General features: G+C 63.4%; 18 protein-coding genes and 1 pseudogene. 6 read left to right on the top strand and 13 right to left on the bottom strand.

All coding sequences use genetic code 11. The annotated features are described in order from the left end of the window. Positions 1–3: 3 nt before the first annotated feature. From V8352_RS15375 to V8352_RS15325, 11 genes are all read right to left on the bottom strand, one after another. The gene (locus tag V8352_RS15375) at positions 4–798 is read right to left on the bottom strand and encodes an SDR family NAD(P)-dependent oxidoreductase (RefSeq protein ID WP_336425182.1); all 795 of its coding nucleotides are present in this window, start codon (positions 796–798) and stop codon (positions 4–6) included. Positions 799–807: 9 nt separating this feature from the next. Then, the gene (locus V8352_RS15370) at positions 808–2,421 is read right to left on the bottom strand and encodes a GMC family oxidoreductase (protein ID WP_336425181.1); all 1,614 of its coding nucleotides are present in this window, start codon (positions 2,419–2,421) and stop codon (positions 808–810) included. Then, complete coding sequence (locus V8352_RS15365) at positions 2,414–3,805, bottom strand: FAD-binding oxidoreductase (RefSeq protein WP_336425180.1); 1,392 nt, start codon at positions 3,803–3,805, stop codon at positions 2,414–2,416. Before V8352_RS15365 ends, V8352_RS15370 begins: the two co-directional genes overlap by 8 nt. Beyond that, on the bottom strand, positions 3,805–4,599 hold the full coding sequence (locus V8352_RS15360) for a shikimate dehydrogenase family protein (protein WP_336425179.1): 795 nt from the start codon (positions 4,597–4,599) through the stop codon (positions 3,805–3,807). Before V8352_RS15360 ends, V8352_RS15365 begins: the two co-directional genes overlap by 1 nt. Before the next feature lie 33 nt (positions 4,600–4,632). Beyond that, on the bottom strand, positions 4,633–5,442 hold the full coding sequence (fabG, locus tag V8352_RS15355; protein ID WP_336425178.1) for a 3-oxoacyl-ACP reductase FabG: 810 nt from the start codon (positions 5,440–5,442) through the stop codon (positions 4,633–4,635). A gap of 4 nt (positions 5,443–5,446) precedes the next feature. Further along, entirely contained in the window at positions 5,447–6,151 is a 705-nt protein-coding gene (locus tag V8352_RS15350) for an ABC transporter ATP-binding protein (protein WP_336425177.1), read from the bottom strand. After that, entirely contained in the window at positions 6,144–7,955 is a 1,812-nt protein-coding gene (locus V8352_RS15345; protein WP_336425176.1) for a branched-chain amino acid ABC transporter ATP-binding protein/permease, read from the bottom strand. The genes V8352_RS15350 and V8352_RS15345 overlap by 8 nt, the downstream gene beginning before the upstream one ends. Further along, a complete protein-coding gene (locus V8352_RS15340) occupies positions 7,952–8,836 on the bottom strand; it encodes a branched-chain amino acid ABC transporter permease (RefSeq protein WP_336425175.1) in 885 nt (294 codons plus the stop codon). The genes V8352_RS15345 and V8352_RS15340 overlap by 4 nt, the downstream gene beginning before the upstream one ends. Positions 8,837–8,921: 85 nt before the next feature. Continuing rightward, entirely contained in the window at positions 8,922–10,127 is a 1,206-nt protein-coding gene (locus tag V8352_RS15335; protein WP_336425174.1) for an ABC transporter substrate-binding protein, read from the bottom strand. Between the two features lie 25 nt (positions 10,128–10,152). Continuing rightward, the gene (locus V8352_RS15330; RefSeq protein ID WP_336425173.1) at positions 10,153–11,901 is read right to left on the bottom strand and encodes an acetolactate synthase catalytic subunit; all 1,749 of its coding nucleotides are present in this window, start codon (positions 11,899–11,901) and stop codon (positions 10,153–10,155) included. After that, positions 11,898–12,902, bottom strand: coding sequence for an NAD(P)H-quinone oxidoreductase (locus V8352_RS15325; protein WP_336425172.1), 1,005 nt, complete (start codon positions 12,900–12,902; stop codon positions 11,898–11,900). Before V8352_RS15325 ends, V8352_RS15330 begins: the two co-directional genes overlap by 4 nt. A gap of 194 nt (positions 12,903–13,096) precedes the next feature. On the opposite strand from V8352_RS15325, the gene V8352_RS15320 reads away from it, so the two are divergent. The 6 genes from V8352_RS15320 to V8352_RS15295 all read left to right on the top strand — a co-directional run bounded on the left by V8352_RS15320 (position 13,097) and on the right by V8352_RS15295 (position 17,636). Continuing rightward, positions 13,097–13,837: a GntR family transcriptional regulator gene (locus V8352_RS15320; RefSeq protein ID WP_336425171.1), complete on the top strand. Its 741-nt coding sequence runs from the start codon at positions 13,097–13,099 to the stop codon at positions 13,835–13,837. A 96-nt stretch (positions 13,838–13,933) separates the two neighbouring features. Beyond that, positions 13,934–14,326, top strand: a complete 393-nt coding sequence (locus tag V8352_RS15315; protein ID WP_336425170.1) for a hypothetical protein — start codon at positions 13,934–13,936, stop codon at positions 14,324–14,326. 59 nt (positions 14,327–14,385) lie between these two features. After that, complete coding sequence (locus V8352_RS15310) at positions 14,386–14,826, top strand: copper chaperone PCu(A)C (RefSeq protein WP_336425169.1); 441 nt, start codon at positions 14,386–14,388, stop codon at positions 14,824–14,826. Next, positions 14,810–14,977 (top strand): hypothetical protein, encoded by a 168-nt coding sequence (locus tag V8352_RS15305; protein WP_336425168.1) that lies wholly within the window; start codon positions 14,810–14,812, stop codon positions 14,975–14,977. The genes V8352_RS15310 and V8352_RS15305 overlap by 17 nt, the downstream gene beginning before the upstream one ends. Before the next feature lie 75 nt (positions 14,978–15,052). Further along, positions 15,053–15,667 carry an SCO family protein gene (locus V8352_RS15300; protein WP_336425167.1) on the top strand — a complete coding sequence of 205 codons (615 nt, stop codon included), beginning with the start codon at positions 15,053–15,055 and terminating at the stop codon, positions 15,665–15,667. Positions 15,668–15,869: 202 nt separating this feature from the next. After that, positions 15,870–17,636, top strand: coding sequence for an alpha/beta hydrolase (locus V8352_RS15295; RefSeq protein ID WP_336425166.1), 1,767 nt, complete (start codon positions 15,870–15,872; stop codon positions 17,634–17,636). Positions 17,637–17,683: 47 nt separating this feature from the next. Here the strand turns inward: V8352_RS15295 and V8352_RS15290 are convergent, their stop codons facing one another. Together V8352_RS15290 and V8352_RS15285 are read right to left on the bottom strand one after the other, a co-directional pair. Next, the gene (locus V8352_RS15290) at positions 17,684–17,971 is read right to left on the bottom strand and encodes a hypothetical protein (RefSeq protein ID WP_336425165.1); all 288 of its coding nucleotides are present in this window, start codon (positions 17,969–17,971) and stop codon (positions 17,684–17,686) included. Between the two features lie 37 nt (positions 17,972–18,008). Beyond that, positions 18,009–18,679: pseudogene (locus V8352_RS15285) on the bottom strand (IS3 family transposase); the annotation flags it as partial. Positions 18,680–18,787: the final 108 nt, after the last annotated feature.

Genomic DNA, 18,787 nt, shown 5'->3' with positions numbered 1-18,787 from the left:
CGTCTAAAATCCCCGCGCGCGAAAGCCGCCATCCGACAGATGCGAGTGCCCATTGATGAAAACCGCCGCATCCGAGGCGAGGTAGACGGCCATCTCGGCCACTTCCTCGGGTGTGCCCATGCGGCCCTGTGGGGTGCGCGCCTCGATCGCGGGGAGGTCGAGCTTGCCTTGGGAAATCAGCTCGTCCGTCAGGGCGGTGCGGATATAGCCGGGGCAGATCGCGTTGACGCGGATGCCGTGGCCCGCCCACTCATCAGCCAGCACTTCGGTCAGGGAAATGACCCCGGCCTTGGAGGCGCAATAGGCGGCGCGGTTGGCCGAGGCCGACAGGCCCCACATCGACGCGGTGTTCAGGATCACGCCGCCGCCCTGCGCGATCATGTGCTTTGCGGCGGCCTGCGCGCAGATGAACGTGCCGGTGAGGTTCACGTCAAGCGCGCGGCGCCAGTCATCAAGGCTCAACTCGATGCTGGGGCGGTTCATCGAAATGCCCGCATTGGTCAGCAGGATGTCGAGGCTGCCATAGGCGTCCGCGCAGGCGGTGCAGGCCGCGGCGACATCGGCCTCATCGGTGACGGAGCCTTGATACGTCTCGACCCTCGCATCGGGATAATCAGTGCGCAGCCGCTCTGCCGCCGCCTCAAGCGCGGCGCCGTCCATATCCACCAGCATCAGATGCGCGCCGTGCCGGGCGAACGCCTGGGCCATCGCATAGCCGATGCCCTTGGCCGCGCCGGTGTTCAGGACCGCGCGCCCCTTGAGGCCGGGATAGGTAGCGGGGAAAAACTCTCGTGTCATGGCATCCCTTTATCTTGCGTCCCGCAGGATCAATTCGGCGCCTTTTTCGGCGATCATGAAAACGGCGGCCTGCGTGTTGCCCGACACGATGGTCGGCATGATCGACGCATCCACGACGCGCAGCCCGTCCACGCCGCGCAGGCGCAGCGATGGATCGACGACTGATGCGTCGTCATTGCCCATCCGGCAGGTGCCGCTGGCGTGATAGATCGTCTGTCCGTTGTCGCGCGCGAATTGCAGCCAGTCGCCATCGCTCTGGCAGGCGTCGCCGGGGCTGATCTCGGGGCCGCGAAAGGCGTCCATCGGAGCCTGTGCCACGACCTCTCGGGTCATCTTCATGCCATCGACCATGGCGCGGCAATCCTCGGGCGTGGCGAGGAAATTGGGGCGAATCACGGGGGGCGTCTCGGCGTCTGGCGCGGCGATATGCACCGTGCCGCGCGATTCCGGGCGCAGCTGCGTGACGCCGATGGTCATGCCCGGCTGCCTGTCCAGCTTGCGCTCGGCCGCGTTGGCATAGCTGGCGTGCAGGAAGAAAAGCTGCACATCCGGCCCCTCAATGTCGGGGCGGGTCCGCATGAAGCCATGCACAAGGCCGGTGCCATAGGTGAGGATACCCTTGCGCGTCAGCGCGTATTGCAGGACCGATTTGACGAGGGACAGCCCGCGCGTCATCTCGTTCAGCGTGACGGGCTGGGTGACGCGCCAATTCATGCGCGTGCAGTAATGATCGATGTAATTCGCGCCAACGCCCGGCGCCTCATGCACCACCTCGACACCTGCCGTGCGCAAAACGTCGGGATCGCCGATGCCAGACACCTCCAGCAATTGGGGCGAGTGAAAGGCGCCTGCAGCGAGGATCACCTCGCCCCGCGCGTGGACCTGCCGCAACGTGCCGCGCTGCATCACCTCGATGCCGGTGGCGCGGCGCCCCTCCAGCAGGATGCGCCGGGCGTGGGTGCCGGTCCAGATCGTCAGGTTGGGGCGCTTGCGGACAGGGTCCAGATAGGCGGCGGCGGCCGAGACGCGGCGGCCGTTCTCCTGGTTGACCTGATAATAGCCAAAGCCGTCCTGCGATGCGCCGTTGTAATCGTCGTTTTCAGGGTGCCCCGCCGCGCGGGCGGCGCGGATGAAGGCGCGCCCAATCTCGGGCCGCTCCTGCACCGTGGTCAGGGGCAGGGGGCCGCCGTGCGCGCGCAGATCATCGGCGCTGCCATCTTGCGTCGGCCCATCCCAATCCTCGACCTTCTTGAAGTAGGGCAGCACATCGTCGAACGACCAGCCGGTGCAGCCGCGCTGCGCCCAGCCGTCGAAATCCTGTGGTTGGCCGCGCACATAGATCATCCCGTTGATCAGCGTCGAGCCGCCCAGCCCCTTGCCCTTGGGGATCGAGATCACGCGGTTCATTGTTGCCTCTTCGGGCTCGCTGGCCAGTCGCCAGTTGTGGCGCGGGTTGGTCAGCAGCTTGGAGAAGCCTGCGGGCACATCGACCCAAGCGCTCTGCCCGTCCTCGCCCGCCTCGATCAGAAGGACGCTATGCTTGCCGCTCTCGGTCAGGCGGTTGGCCAGAACGCAGCCCGCGTTGCCGCCGCCGACGATGATGTAATCGTACGTCTCAGTCATCTTGCGGCACCACCTTGCCGGGATTCATCAGGCCACCCGGATCGAGCGCATGTTTGATCCGGCGCGTCAGGTCATGCTCGGGCGCGCTGGCCAGCCGCGCCCATTCGGCCACGCGATATTGCCCCAGCCCATGCTCGGCCGAGATCGAGCCGGCGTGCCGCGCCACCACGTCATGCACGGCGGCGTTGACCGTGCCTGCGTCCGCCTTGGCCACGTTCATCACGTTGTAATGCAGGTTGCCGTCGCCCAGATGGCCAAAGACATTCAGCCGGGCGTCTGGCGCGGTGCTGCGCAGCATGTCGCCCACCTCGGACAGAAACGCGTCGATGCCGGTGATGGGAACCGAAATGTCATGCTTGATCGCGCCGCCTGCCTTGCCCTCGGCCTCGGTCAGCGATTCGCGCAATTGCCATAGCCCGTCGGCCTGCGCTTCGGATTCGGCCAGAACGCCATCGGTGGCCCAGCCTTCCTCGAACGCGGTTTCCAGCAGCGCCTCGGCAGCCTCGCGCAGGCCGGGCAGGGATGATCCGGCCTCGATCAGCAGATACCACTCGGCACCGCTGACGGGGGCGTCCTGACCCATATGCCGGGCGACAAGGGCGAGGCCATCGCCCGAGATCAGCTCGAACGCCGACAGCGCCTCGCCAATATCGCTCTGCGCGCGCTCGTAAAGGCGCACGGCGGCGGCGATATCGGGCACGGCGATCAGCGCGGTGGCGCGGTGGCGGGGCAGGGGGACGAGGCGCAGCACGGCGGCGGTGACGATGCCAAGGCTGCCTTCGGTCCCGATGAAGAGCTGTTTCAGGTCATAGCCTGCGTTATCCTTGCGCAGGTGGCGCAGACGGCTCAGCACTTGCCCGTCCGGCAGAACGACCTCAAGCCCCAGAACCAGCGCGCGGGTCATCCCGTAGCGCAGCACATCGATGCCCCCCGCATTGGTGGCAATCAGCCCGCCGATCCGGGCCGAGCCTTCGGCGGCAAGGCTGAGGGGCAAGAGGCGGTTTTCGTTCTCGGCGGCGTCCTTGACCGTTTGCAGGATCGCACCCGCCTCTACCTCGACCGTCATGCCGATCGGGTCGATGTGGCGAATGGCGGTCATGCGGTCCAGCGCGATGATGACCTGCGTGCCGCTGGCGTCGGGCGTGGCCCCGCCCGCAAGGCCGGTATTGCCTCCCTGAGGCACGATGCCCGCCCCCGCCTTGGCGCAGGAAGTGACGCAGCGGGCGACCTCATCGGTGTTGGCTGGCCGTACCACGCAAAGCGGCGTGCCGTGGAACATGTCGCGCCAGTCGGTGGCATAGGCGGCGGTATCGCCGCCGGTCAGCACCGCCGTGTCGCCGCAAATTCTGCGCAGCGTGTCCAGCAGGGGCGCGCCATCGGTCATCAGGCTGCGCCCATGAACTCGGCCATCAGGCGTGCCTGACTTTGCAGCATGGGCAGGCCTGGATGGGTGTGCGCGCCCACCTTCTCGGCGGCGGCCAGAAGGGGAGTGATGGCGGGGTCCATGATGGCCTCGGCGACAATCTGATCCTTGTGGAGCTGGCTGATATCCAGCGGCAGGGCGTCGCCCTCGCGCATGCCTAGCGATGTGGCGTTGACCACCAGATCGGCCCCGGCAACGGCGCTGGCATCGGTGGAGAGGGTGACATCGGGATAAGCGGCGCTGACACGATCGGCCAGATCACGGGCGCGCGCCTCGGTGCGGTTGGCGATGGTCAGCGCGGTGGCGCCCGCCTCGGCCAGCGCAAAGGCGATGGCGCTGGCCGCGCCGCCCGCACCGGCGAGGATCACCGATAGCCCGCGCGGATCATGCCCCTCGCCGCGCAGCCCCTCGACAAAGCCGACGCCGTCGAGGATCGCACCGGTCAGTGTGCCGTCCGCGTCTCGGCGGATGCAGTTTACTGCACCCACCATGCGCGCCTGATCGGTCAGCGCATCGCAAAGATCAGGGATCGCCGTCTTATGCGGAACCGTCACGATTACGCCCGATAGGCTCTGAATGCGGCGCAGCCCACGCACCGCATCTTCCAGCCCGCCAGCGGCGACATGCAGGGGCACCAGCACGCCGTCATGGCCCACCTCAGCAAAGAGGCGGTTCATCACTTGGGGGGTTTTGACGTGGTGAATGGGATCGGCAAGGATGCCGTATAGCTTCGTATTGCCGGTGATCTCGTTCATGTCATTGCCTTTCAGATACGTGGGGCCACCGCCTCACGTCATGTAGAGCCCGCCGGCCACGTCGATCGTCTGACCGGTGACAAAGCTGGCCTCGCTGGAGGTCAGCCAGAGGGCAGTATCGGCCACTTCAGTGGGCTGGCCCAGCCGCGCCATGGGGGTCAGCGCGATCTGCGCGTCATTGGCGGCCTTGCCCGCGCCTGCGACCATTGGCGTCTCGATCCGGCCGGGGGCCAGCGCGTTGACGCGGATGCCGTAGGGGCCCAGCTCGGCTGCGAGGTGGATAGTAAATCCGACGATGGCCGATTTGGTCGCGGCATAATGGCTGGCCACGATGGGCGAATGCGTCTTGCCCGCCACCGACGACATGTTGACTACCCAACCGCGCCCGGCGTCCCGCATGGTGGGCGTCAGCGCGCGGATAGTGTTGAAGCTGCCCGTCAGGTTCACATCCACGACGCGGCGCCACTCGGCTGGGTCCATTTCCCAGACGCCATGCGGCTTGCCCTCATGTTTGGGTGAGATGCCGGCGTTGTTGACGACCGTATCAAAAGGCGCGCCCAGATCGCTGGCCGCGCGTGCCAGTGTGCCCTCGACCGCGTCCCAATCGGCCACGTCGAGCCGCAAAGGAATCGCGCGGCCCAGACCGGCCTTGGCAATCAGCGCCTCGGTTTCGGCAATCGCGTCCTCGTTCATGTCGGCCACGCCGACGACCGCGCCACGCCGGGCAAAGCCGAGCGCGATGGCGCGCCCGATGCCGTTGCCCGCGCCGGTGACCAGAACATGGCGGCCCGCGTGACTGGGGCGGATATCGAGCGCCTCGGGGGTGATTTCACTGCGTTCCATCGCCTCAGATCCCCAAGTAAGCTTTCCGCACATGCGGGTTTTCCAGCAGCGCATCGGCATCATCGCTCAGCACGATTTCACCGTTTTCCAAGACATAGCCACGGTCGGCGGCCTTGAGCGTGTGAAAGACGTTCTGCTCGACGATCAGCACGGTCGCGCCGGTTTTCACGATGCTGTCGATCACCTCGAACACCTGGCTCACGATAATCGGGGCAAGGCCCAGCGACGGCTCGTCGAACATCAGGAGGCGCGGTTTGGCCATCAGGCCGCGCGCGATGGCAACCATCTGTTGCTCGCCGCCCGAAAGGGAGTTTGCCTTTTGCTCCAGTCGTTCCTGAACACGCGGGAAAAGATCGAGAACCTCCTCCATCAGTTGCGATTGGCTGGCCCGCGCACCCTTGCGATAGGCACCCATCTGCAGGTTTTCGCGCACCGTCATGTCCGGAAAGAGCTGGCGCCCCTCGGGGATCAGGGTAATGCCCAGCTCGACCGTCTCATGCGAGCTGAGCCTGGTGATGTCCTGCCCGTCAAAGGTGATCTTGCCCGCCGTCGGCTTGATCAGGCCCGAGATGGTGCGCAAGGTCGTCGTCTTGCCCGCGCCGTTGGCGCCGACGATTGTGACGACCTCGCCCTCGCTCACGTTCAGCGACACGTCCTGCAAGATGGTGGTCGAGTCATAGCCCGAATGAATGCCGCTCAACTCAAGCATGGGTAAACTCCTTGCCCAGATATGCCTCGATCACTTGGGGATCCTCGACGACCGTCTTTGGCTTGCCCTCGGCGATCACCTCGCCCGAACTCAGCACGATGACATGGTCAGACAGCGACATGACCGCCTGCATCACATGCTCGATCGCGATGATCGACACGCCTTCGTCGCGGATGGACAGCATCAGGTCGATGGCGCGGCGCACATCGGCCTGGTTGATGCCTGCCATCACCTCGTCCAGCAGCAGAACGCGCGGCTCCATCGCCATGACGCGGGCCACCTCCAGTCGTTTCAGGCCGCCGATGGTCAGCGACGATGCCTCGGCGTTCAGATAGGGCGCGAGGCCCATCTTTTCCGCCGTGCGCCGTGCGGCGGCGCGCGCATCCTCGACATGGGGATAGCGGTGGAACGCGCCGACCATGATGTTTTCCTCGACGGTCATGGCCGCGAAGGGCTGCACGATCTGAAAGGTGCGCCCGACGCCCAGTGTCGCGAAATCAGCAGGGCTTTTCGGTGAGTGCCATTTGCCGTCCGCCCCCTTGATCTCGACCGTGCCGCTATCGGCGTCCAGAAAGCCCGAAATCATGTTGAAGAGCGTCGTCTTGCCCGCGCCATTGGGTCCGATCAGGCCAAGGATCTCGCCCTCGCGCAGGGTGAAGGACACGTCATTGGTCACATGCAGACCGCCGAAATGCTTGTTGAGGTTCTTGACGCGCACGACCTCCTCGCCCGGCTCGGGCGGGGTAAAGGTGCGCGCCTCCGTCGGCGCCTCGACCTCGGCAGCCTGTTTGCTGCTGGTGTCACGCCCTTTGAACCAGGGCGAGATGAGGCCCATCAGACCGTTCGGGATAAAGATCACGACCAAGACCAGTACCGCACCATAGACGAAGCCATGGAGGCCAACCGCCTCGGCACCAAGCGCACCGCGCGCGAATTCGGTGATCGGAACCAGTAGGACCGCGCCCAGAAGGGGGCCGAACACACTGCCCAGCCCGCCGATCAGCGCGAACATCGCGATCTGGATCGAAAAGGTGAGAGAGAAGGCCGACTCCGGCTCGATGAAGGTTAGATACATGCCGTGGAATGTGCCCATCATCGCGGTCAGTGCCGCCGAAATGGCAACCGCGATCAGGCGCACCTTGACCGTGGCGACACCTGCGGCCCGCGCCGCGGACTCGCGTTCGCGCGTGGCGACCAGTTGAAAGCCCAGGCGGTGCGTGCGGATCCACCAGGCGACCGCGAGGATAAAGCACATCATGCCAAAGGCGATGACGAGGGCCGGCAGACGCTCGCGGAAAACCATCCATTCCCAACCGATGTTGAGCGGGATCATCATGCCCGACGCGCCGCCGGTGAAATCCTTGAAGTGAATCGCAAGCTGATGGAACACCTCGAGGAACGCGATGGTCGCCAGGGCAAAGAACGGCCCTTGAAGGCGGAAGCAGGGGTAGCTGATGATGACCGCGACAGTGGCCGCGATGCCCGCGCCCGCAAACATGCCGATCCAGGGTGAGATGCCCAGATTGGTCAGCATGAAGCCCACATAGGCCCCGATCCCGTAGAAGATCGCGTGGCCCAGCGACAGCTGCCCGGCGAAACCGCCGACGATATTCCACGCGGTCGACAGACCTGCAAAAATGCAGATCGTGATGAAAATATGATAGACGAACTGGTCGTCGAGCGCGACCGGCGTGATGAAGATCGCCGCGAGGAGCACGGCAAGGGCGATGGCCCCGCCCGTGCTGCGCTTGGCCGTCGGGCTGATCGTCTTGGCGGTTGGTTTTGTGCTTGTCTGATCCGTCATGATACGTGCGACAGGTTCAGTCGCCCTCCGAACAGGCCCTGCGGACGCAGGATTAGTATGAGAAGAAAGACGCTGAACACCGCGACTTCGCGCAGGTCAGAGCCGATATAGAAGCCCGCGAGGCTGTCGATCAGGCCGATGATCATCGCCCCGAGGAACGCCCCCCCGATCGAGCCGAGGCCACCAAGGACCACGACGACGAACGAGATCAGCACGAAGTAGGTGCCGATGCCCGGCGAGGTCGGATAGAGCGGCGCAACAAGGCAGGCGGCGACACCGACACAAGCGGCGCCGAGGCCGAAGGTCACCATGTAGACGCGGCTGACGTTGATCCCCATGAGCTGCGCGGCAGCGCGGTTCTGTGCGACGGCGCGAATGCCTCGGCCCGCTTGGGTGCGCTGCAAGAAGAGGTGCAGACCGATCACCAGCGCGGTCGCGACGGCAAAGAGGACAACCTGGCCAACCAGCATACGGATGGGCCCGAACTCAACGGATGCGCGCAGGCCAAAGTTGGGCGTGTTGTAGATGTTGGCACCGAAGATGAGCAGCGCGAGATTGATGAGCGCTGTGGAAAGGCCCACGGTCGCAAAGATCTGGATATCGTGATTACGCGCCCCCATGAGCGGCTCGATCATCAATTTTTGCGTCAGCATCCCGAGCACGAAGAGGATCGGCACCACCGCCCCAAGGGCGACATAGGGATGCATCCCGAATTGGGCGGTGATGAGGTATGTGGCATACATCCCAATCATCAGGAATTCGCCGTGGGCGAAGTTCACCACCTTGACGATACCAAAGATCAGCGTGAGGCCCACGCTGGTGATGGCGAAAAGGCCGCCCAGTAGCAGGCCATTCACCACGACTTGAAGAAACACGTCCATCGACTATCCCACCTTGTCCTGAAAGGGGGCGGGCCATGCTGCGGCCCGCCCCGGTCGATCCCGCGAGGGGATCAAAGTGCCAAGATCAATTCTTGGTGCGCATTTCGGCGGCGGCGGCATCGTCGGGATAGACCGTCACCAGCTTGCCGTCCTGCCATTGCAGACCCATCATGCGGGCGCGCTCGTTCTGATTGTTCTCACCGAACTTGACGCCATACCCGGCAGCGGTCGTGCCCTCGGGGATGTCGATGGCCGAGACCGTTTCGATGATGGTTGCAGGCTCAAATCCATCAGCCTCGTTCAGGGCCTCGAGGATCGCCATCGCGCCGACATAGTTGGTGAGCGAGTGGCCCGACAGCGGCTCAGAGTCGAACTTCTCTTCGTAGGCGGCAAGGAAGTCGTCGATGCCGGGAGTGAACTCCTTGTTCACGATATACTGCGTGAAGTCGGCATTCAGCACACCATCGATGATGTCATGGCCCACGGCGTCCGCCGTGGCTTGGGTCGAGTAGCCACCGCCACCACCGATAACCGCCATCGGTTTGAACTCGGCCTCATTTGACTGTTGCAGGAAAAGGACTGAGTCATTCTGATAGGATGTTTGCAGAACCACATCGACTTCGCGCTGCTGTAGGTCCAGCACGATGGACGACATATCGACAGTGGATGCCGGATAGGCGAGCGTGGTCACGACGTTAAGGCCTGCCTCTTCGGCGAGACGCTCCTGGTGGCCCGAGACCGAGCTGCCGTAGCTGCTGTCCTCGTGGATGATGCCGATCTTGAGGTCGGCGGCGTCCATGTCGGCGGCTGGGGCGACCTTGTCGACGATCATGTTGATGATCGTATCGGCCATGTCCTCGGCGGTCGGGTTGACGCGGAAGAGATATTCCAGCCCGCGGCCGGTAACCTCGTCAGCGACGGCGCCCAGTTCGAAATAGGGGATACCCGACAGTTCGGCCACCTGGCTGGCAGCGATCGAACGGCTGGAGGAATAGGTGCCGAAGATTGCCTTGACGCCTTCGCGCGAAATCAGGCGACGGGCCTCGCCGATTGCCTGGTTGTTGTCGACGGCATCGCCGCGCTCCAGCACGATCTGCTCGCCCTGCAAGCCACCTGAGGCGTTGATTTCATCCACGGCCAGCTCCAGACCGCGCGAGGATTCCTCGCCCAGCAGCGCCAGAGGCCCGCTATACGGATAAAGTGCGCCGATGGTGACCTCGGCATAGGCCGCTTGCGCGCCCAGAAGTGCACCTGCGGCGACCGTTGTTTTCAGGATATGTGTCAGTTTCATTGGGTTCTCCTCCCCTAATTTGACGTCAGTAATCGAGAGCGCTCTTGCCCTCGAAGCTTGTGATGGGTGGATGGGCCTTTTCGTCGGTGACGACGTCGATCACCGTGGCCCGTCCACTGTTGATCGCCGCGGCAAGTGCCGGGGCGAAATCCTCTGCCGCATCGACGCGCACACCGTCACAGCCGCAGGCGCGCGCGATTGCGGCGTGATCCACGGGCTGGAAATGCACAACGTCGGTGTGATTTCCATAAATGGTTAGTTCTGCATGCTTCTGATAGCCGAGGATCTGGTTGTTCAGAACGATCACCGTCACCGGCAGGTTCATGCGGCGAGCCGTCTCAAGCTCGCCCCAGACGTGGCCAAAGCCACCGTCCCCGGTCAGGCAGATCACTGGCGCATCCGGACGCGCCGCCTTGGCCCCCAGCGCAAAGGGCAGGCCCCAGCCCAGCCCCGCAAGGCCGCGCGGCGTCAAGAAGCGCTGCCCCGCCTTTTGCGCGGTCAGATAGGCCGCAACCCAGATCGACGAATAGCTGGCATCTGCCACCACGATGGCGTCACCGTCGATGGCCGCATCAAGATCGCGCATCATTCGTTCGGGCCGCAGCGGGCTGGCATCCAAGTCCAGCGCCTTCATGTCCTCGGCATAGGCGTCGCGGCTTTTTGCGATGCGCGCCTCGACATCCTTGCCCGCGGACGACAGATGGGCCGTATCGCGTGTCTTGAGCGCGTCGGTTAGGGCCGCCAGCGTCAGCTTGGCATCCCCGACAAGGCGCAGGGCCTCATAGTTGCGGCCGACCTCGGCCCCGTCGATGTCGATATGGATATAGCGCGCATTCTTGGGATAAAGCTGCCAACTATCGGTGCCGTTCTGGTTCGTGCGGTTGCCGACCAAGAGCACCACATCGGCCTCAGTGACCATGCTGCGCATGTGATGTGTGCGGCTGCCCTTGGCCATGAAATAGCCTACGACGCCCAGCGACAGGGGATGCGTCTCGTCCACTGTTCCTTTGCCCATGACGGTCGTCGCCACTGGCAGGCCCAACTCTTGCAGTTTCGCCAACTCGCCCGTGGCGCGGGCGGAATGGACGCCGCCCCCGGCAATGACGATGGGCGCGCGGGCAGAGGCCAGAAGGTCCGCAGCCTCGGCGATGCGGTCCGGCGCGGCGACGCTGCGGTCCAGCGGGTAGTGCCCCAAGGTGGCCTGCCGGCCCTGTGGCGCAGCCATCTGGTCCAAGACATCGACCGGCACCATCAAGACCGCCGGCCCCGCGCGCCCACTGGCGGCAGCGGTAAAGGCCATGTCGACGTAATCGTCGATCCGCGACGCGTCACTGATGCGCCGGATCCATTTCGACACGCCGGAAAAGAGCGCGAAGTGATCCAGCTCCTGAAAGGCGTTCTTGTCGGTCGCGCCGCGATGCACGTCCTGCACGATGGCAACGACCGGGATCGAGGCCTTGAGCGCCTCGCCCAGACCCGGCACGAGCAGCGTCGCCGCTGGGCCGTTCTGTGCGGTGACGATCGAAACCTGCCCGGTGATCCGCGCATAGGCATCGGCCATCGCCGCGCCCGCGTTCTCGGTTCGGTAGCCAACCTGCCGGATGCCGTAGTCCGGCGCGGCCAGAATCAGCGCGGTCGGCAGGCTCTGCCCAAAGATCTGCGTGACCCCGTGCCGGGCCAGCGCGGCGGCCATGATATGTGCGCCGGTGGTGTTGGCCCCGGTGGGATTGGTCCCTGTCAGATTGGCTGCGGTCGGGCTCGGAGGGGTGGTCATGCCGCGTCATCCGTCATGGTCAACACGATTTTGCCCACATGCCCGCCGCTGTCCATGCGCGCATGGGCGCCGCGCACATCATCCAGCGGATAGGTGCTGTCGATCACAGGCTTTGCAATGCCCTTGGCCAGCAGGGGCAGCACGTGCTCCTCCAGCGCGGCGGCCAGTTCGGCCTTCATCTCGACCGGGCGCGCGCGCAGGGTCGATCCGGTCCAGGTCAGGCGCTTGGTCAGAAGCTGGAGCATGTTCAGCTCGGCCTTGGGCGGCTTTTGAAAGGCGATCTGGGCGATGCGCCCGTCGATGGCCACCGCCTCGATATTGCGCTGCATGTAGTCGCCGCCGACCATGTCCAGGATGACATGCGGGCCATTGCCGTCGGTGGCCTTCTTGGCCTCTTCGACAAAATCGGATGTCTTGTAGTTGATCGCCACATCCGCGCCGTTGGCCTTGGCCGCCTCGCATTTCTCGTCGCTGCCGCAGGTCACGATGACGCGGCTCCCCAGCGCCTTGGCCAGCAGGATCGTCGTCGTGCCGATGCCCGAGGTGCCGCCATGAAGCAGGATCGTCTCGCCCTTTTTCAGACCCGCGCGCTGAAACACGTTGGACCAGACGGTAAAGAACGTCTCGGGGATCGCGCCCGCCTCGACCATGCTCAGGCCTTCGGGCACCGGCAGCGCGTTGGTCTCATGCACGGCGCACCATTCGCTGTAGCCGCCACTGGGCACCAGTGCCATCACGCGGTCGCCGACCGCGAAACGGCTCGCGCCCTCGCCCAGCTCTTCGACGACACCGGCCATTTCAAGGCCCAGGATGTCGGAGGCGCCGGGGGGCGGCGGGTAATTGCCCTCGCGCTGCATCACGTCGGGGCGGTTGATGCCCGCCGCATGGACCCGCACCAGAACTTGGCCGGGGCCGGGCGTGGGGCGGGGCAGGCTCACCACGTCCAGAACCTCGGGGCCACCCGCACCACTGGCCGTGACGGCCTTCATCATGTCACTCATCGCTGTCTCCTCCTTTGGTGCGCGCCGTGCGGGGCTATCTGTCTGCCGCTCCCTCCCCGGAACGGCAAACACCCCGCGACCCTTTACCCATGTTGCGTTTCGACCTCGCTTTGAAAGCTGTCTTTACGTAAGTTTGGGCTATCGGCGCGAACGCGTTATTTGTTATAACAAGACTAAGCAGGGGAGACACACACTTGTCAACGCGCAGTTTGGAAAACGGCGGAGAATTCGCCGACAGCCATGCTTGGGCCAGCCCGATCACCAAGGAAAACTTGGGCGATCGCGCCTATTTTGCGCTACGCGCTGCGCTGATGGGCGGGCAGCTGAAGCCGGGCGAAAAGTTGCGGCTGCGCCCTGTGTCCAAGCGATTCGGCATCAGCGCGACGCCCATGCGCGAGGCGTTCTTGCGGCTTGTTTCGCTGGATGCGCTGGCGCTGGATGCGCGTGGCACCGCGATGGTGCCCGAGCTGACCCGCGATCAGTTGATCGAGATTCGCAACATCCGCCTCGATCTGGAGGGGCGCGCCGCGGCCGCCGCCGCCACCTGCGCGACCAGGGCCGAGATCGACGCGTTGGACAAGATGCACGCGCAGTTGTCGCGGGCCTTCGAGGCAGGGGATCACGCGCAGGCCATCGACCTCAACACGCAGTTCCACCTGAATCTGTGCCGCGCGGGACGGATGCCGATCCTGCTGGAAATCGTCGAAAATCTCTGGGTGCGCTGCGGGCCGCTGCTGTCGCATCTCTATGATGCCGGCAACCCCTTCCACGATGTCCACCCGCACCTGTCAGTGATCGCGGGGCTGCGCGCTCGTGATCCGGCGATGACCCAAGCCGCAATCTGCCATGACATCGAACACGGGGGGCAGGGGCTGTTGCAGCACGCGCGCGCCACACAAGACGGCACGGCCGCGAAACGCACCCCGGCGGAATAGGACTGTGCCCTAATCAACGCCCGGCGGTCAGCGATGTCTGGCGCGTCACTTCGCGGCCTTTCCCAATGGGTGAAATTGCAGTAACTGACTGCCAAGATGTTCTCTGATCGCCATCATATCCGGGGCGCGGCCCGCACCATGACTGTGGTGTTTGCGCTGATCGCAGCCCTCATGGTTGCAGGCAGCGGGGTCTTGCGCGCTCAGGCGTCCGGCCATCTTGCCCAGACTGAGATTGCGCTTGCGCCGCTGCTGGAGATGGGCGGAACGCTCGACGATCTGTGCGCGGAGGAGGGCGAACATTGCCCCGGCTGCGTGGAATGCGACAGCTGCTGCCTGCAACTCTCGGCCCCGCTGCCGATGCAATCTGCCTTGGCCGCCACCCGGTGGCAGCTTGTCATCGCGCAGGGCGCGCCGCTGAACCGGATTACGGGCCTCCCGCTCAGGGCGCCGCCCAGCCCGCCAGCCCGCGCGCCGCCGCGCTTTATCTGAAGTCCCTCACATCACAAATTCAATGGCCCTGCGCAGGATCGCGTCAGGGCAACGTCTTGATGGAACTATCAGATATGCTCAAGAAACTTGTAATTATCGCGGCCTGTGCCGTCTCGTCCACCGCGCTCTGGGCCCATGAGTTCACCGCTGGTGATCTGGAAATCGCCCACCCCTATGCCTTTGAAACCCCGTCGATGGCCATGGCCGGCGGCGGGTTCATGACCATCACCAATACCGGTGACACCGCCGACCGCCTGATCGAAGTGCGTGCTGATTTTCCCAAGGTCGCGGTGCACGAATCCGTCGTCACCGATGGTGTGGGCCGGATGCTGCCCGTCGATGGGGTCGAGATCGCGCCGGGGGCGAGCGTCACGCTGAAACCCGGCGGGCTTCATGTGATGTTCATGGGTCTTAAGGATCGCAAACTGGTGAGCGGAAAAAGCTTTCCCGCGACGCTGGTTTTCGAACGGGCAGGNTCATGTGATGTTCATGGGTCTTAAGGATCGCAAACTGGTGAGCGGAAAAAGCTTTCCCGCGACGCTGGTTTTCGAACGGGCAGGCGAGGTCGAGATTGAATTCGTAGTCGAGACGCGCCCCACCGATGCGGGCGAGTCGTCGGATCATGGCGACATGGATCATTCCAGTCACTGACAGCCGGGGCGCTGCGCGGGTCAAGGGCCACGCGCAGCGCCAGCATCCCATCCCTTTCGCAAAGAGAGACATCCCATGTCCAGAACTCCGCTATTCATCGTCGCGGGCCTCGCGGCGGCATTGATCGCGGGCGGCGCAGCGTGGTGGCTGAACCGCCCCGCCGCTGACCGTTTTGCCCAGTGCAGCACATCTTCGGTTGCCGGTGGGTCCATCGGCGGCCCCTTCACACTGGTGTCCGAAACCGGCGAGACCGTGACCGACGCCGAGGTCATCACCAAGCCTTCGCTGATCTACTTCGGCTATACCTTCTGCCCCGATGTCTGCCCGATGGACACGGCGCGCAACGCCGAGGCGCTGGACCTGCTTCAGGACGAAGGCAGGGACGTGCAATCCCTCTTCATCACGGTCGATCCCGAGCGGGACACGGTGGAGCGGGTGGATGAATTCACCGACTTCTTTCACGACGACATGATCGGACTGACCGGCAGTCTCGAGCAGATCGACACCGCCTCGCGTGCCTATAGGACGTTCTATTCAAGGCAGCCGGGGAATGAAGACTATTACCTCTTGGATCATTCCACCCATACCTATCTGGTTCTGCCGGATGCAGGCTTTGTCCAGTTCTTTCGCCGAGAGCATACCGCCCAGCAGATCGCCGATACGGCGGCATGTTTCATCGACGTGGTCTGAGCCGCTGTTGCAGGCCGCGGCAATCGACTTTGAGGTATGAACCGGTTGCCGGGAAGACGCTCCTGACGATGATTCAGTTTTGGGGCATGATTGCCGGGGGGGCATCCACACCATCAGTGTCTAGTCTTCGGTGAGCACCTCACTTGCGAGAAAATAGGTGCTGTCCTAGTCTTGAAGTCAAATACGGACAGGAGGAAATGACATGCGGGCAGCTCTTAACGCCGTTTTCTTCTTAGCGTTTGGAAGCTCCTTCCCAGGCCATGCCGCTTCCGAACCGATGCTGAGACCCACGCTGGCAGCTGAGATGATCCGTATTGAGACGTTGGTCGAAACCGCACCGCAGAGCGCGCTTGTTGAAGTTGATGCGCTTCTTGAGCTAGCAGGCCTTGAGGCGGCTCCTACGAACCGCCCTCAATTCGATCTGTTGCTCATGCGAGCTCGATTACTTGATGAGCTCGGGCAGACGCGGGAGGCGGCACAACTCTTTGCGGAACTTGGCCAAATTGCTGAAAGTACGGGATCTGAATGGTATGATCCGGTGACCTTTTTCGAAAGGGCTGCGCGTCTCTTTGAGCAGGCAGGCGATTTGACGGCTGCACGGCGGCAGATTATTTCAAAGATGCGCGTTCTTCGTGCCTCGGCTGCTTCCGAGGCGGAGATCTCAGCCGCACGCGCTGCGCGCGAACGTCTGACTGGGCTTATGTCGGATGAGCCCCTAACTTCCTCGTCATCATCCTCCGCAGGCGTGGCCCCACTTACAGCGGTGCCATCGGCCGCCGCTCCTGCCGCTGGTGCCAAGCAAGCATCCGAGCAAGGGTATCATACTATCGACGTGTATTACGGAACGGACCGCGCCCGAACCGGTGAAATTCGACCCGCCGATTTCTACGGCGCGGGTCGCGGGACGTTGGAAACCGGCATCGTCACGGTCACCATTCCTGAAAACCACACGCCCGGTGAAATCGAGGCTCCGTCTGTCTGGCAGCTTGAGTTTGCGCCTTCGCCGACCCGGCACATGACCCTTCAGAGCATCCAGCCCCTGGACAGCAATGCCTTTTTCCGGCGCATGAATGCAGAATTTCGCGAGGCGCCGGACCGCGATGCCTTTGTCTTCGTCCATGGCTTCAACGTGAGCTTTGATGCGGCGGCTAAACGGGCCGCACAGCTGGCGTTCGACATGCGTTATCCTGGTGTGCCGGTCCTGTATTCTTGGCCGTCACATGCGCGCACTTCCGCATACATCGCTGATAGCGCAGTCGTGCGTCTATCCGGCCGTCGCTTAGCCACCTTTTTGCAAGATATCGTTGATCAGTCTGGAGCGCGGCGTATCCATCTTGTGGCGCATAGTATGGGCAACCGGGCGTTGACTGACGCGCTAGAATTGTTGTCTCTGCGTAATAGCCTAGCGAAGGGAATGGATCCACTATTCGGACAGGTTATTTTTGCCGCGCCGGACGTAGACGCGGGACTGTTCAAGGAGATGCTGCCCACCATGCGCCCGACCGCCGAGCGCATGACACTTTATGCATCTGAAGCAGATTGGGCCCTCGAAACTTCGCGTCTTTTGCATGGCAAGCGGCCACGGGCAGGGCAGGGTGGGGACGAAACCATCGTGTCGCCGTTGATCGACAGTATCGATATGTCGGATCTTGGTGAGGACTTACTCTCGCACGGCTACTTTGCAGACGATCCTTCGGCGCTGGCAGATTTGATGCTGATGTTCTGGCGAAACTTGCCGCCGAGCGGGCGCTGCGGGCTGAGCTCGGAACAACAAGAACTGCCGGTCTGGCGTTACCGTATCGGAACCTGTCCCGCACGAGATATCGTCCCGCTTCTCGCACATGTTATGCGCGAAAAAATCACGAACGCCGAAGATCTGCGTAGGCTCGTGGAGGCTACCCGCCCGTCGGACGACCAAGCCCGCATGGAGCGCGCGTTATCGACGATGGGTATTTTCTTGTCGGAGTGACGTGTTTCGGGGTCAGCAACAACTCCCAAAACACGTCACAGGCCCACTTAGTTTCCGCCACTCAAAAGGTAATCAACCTCGTCCGAGGCGAACGGCAGGGTGGGCCGTTGGTCGCCACGGGTCAAGGCTGACACCCGGCCGCGCGTATAGAGAATGGTTTCCTGTAAGCTGTTGAAGCCGTCCTGATCGCCGACATTCGTATCCGCCATCCCGCGCAGCGCCTCAAGGAGCGCCGCCGTAAATGAACCGTGGCCTCCACCATAAGTCTCGCTCTCGAGCGATTGCTGCGAGCCAGAGGAGGACGCAAAGACAACCGCCCCCGTGTTGCGGGTCAAAAGTGGACTGCCCCCATCGAGTGGTCCGAGTTAATTGTTAGTGCATGATGGGCCTCTGGTCTATCGGGATGAAGGTTTCAGGTGCGGGCGGACGGTATCCCAGAGAGCTGTGCGGCCTGACGGTATTGTAGTGGCGACGCCACCTTTCGATCAGGATCTGGGCCTCTCTGAGCGAATAGAAGACTTCACCATTGAGTAGCTCGTCGCGAAATCGGGCGTTGAAGCTCTCACAGTAGCCGTTCTCCCAAGGCGATCCTGGCGCGATGAAAGCCGTTTTGGCGCCGACAGCCCCGATCCAGGAACGCACCTTTTTGGCGATAAATTCCGCGCCATTGTCGGATCTTATGTATTCTGGCGGACCGCGCAGGATGAACAGGTCGGTCAAGGCATCGACTACATCGACTGAATTGAGCTTGCGTTTGACGCGGATCACCAGTGCCTCCTTCGTGAACTCATCGATGATATTGAGCGTCCTAAAGACCCGCCCATCGTGGGTCCGATCCTGGACGAAGTCATAGGACCCGCTGCCCGTCAGGGTATTGCGTAGCAATGTCCCGAGAGGGAGACATGGTTCGGGCGCTCCGGCCGGAGCCGGATGCATGAGCCGTCGTTCAGCCAGAGCCGGCCCTTCTTTGGTTGTTTTTGCGGGACTTTCAGCCCTTCCTGCCACCAAATGCGTTCGATGCGCTTGTGATTTACATGCCAGCCTGTCAACGGCGGAGACAAAACCGGCCACGTGGCGGCGCAAAACCAGGCCAGTGGCGGGGTGCCAAGCGCCATGGCACGTGCGCTCCCCAGATAGCTGGCGCGTGCCAT

The organism is Roseovarius sp. D0-M9, assembly GCF_037083805.1.
Classification (GTDB): Bacteria; Pseudomonadota; Alphaproteobacteria; order Rhodobacterales; family Rhodobacteraceae; genus Roseovarius.
This window is presented reverse-complemented; position numbering and strand designations above follow the sequence as displayed.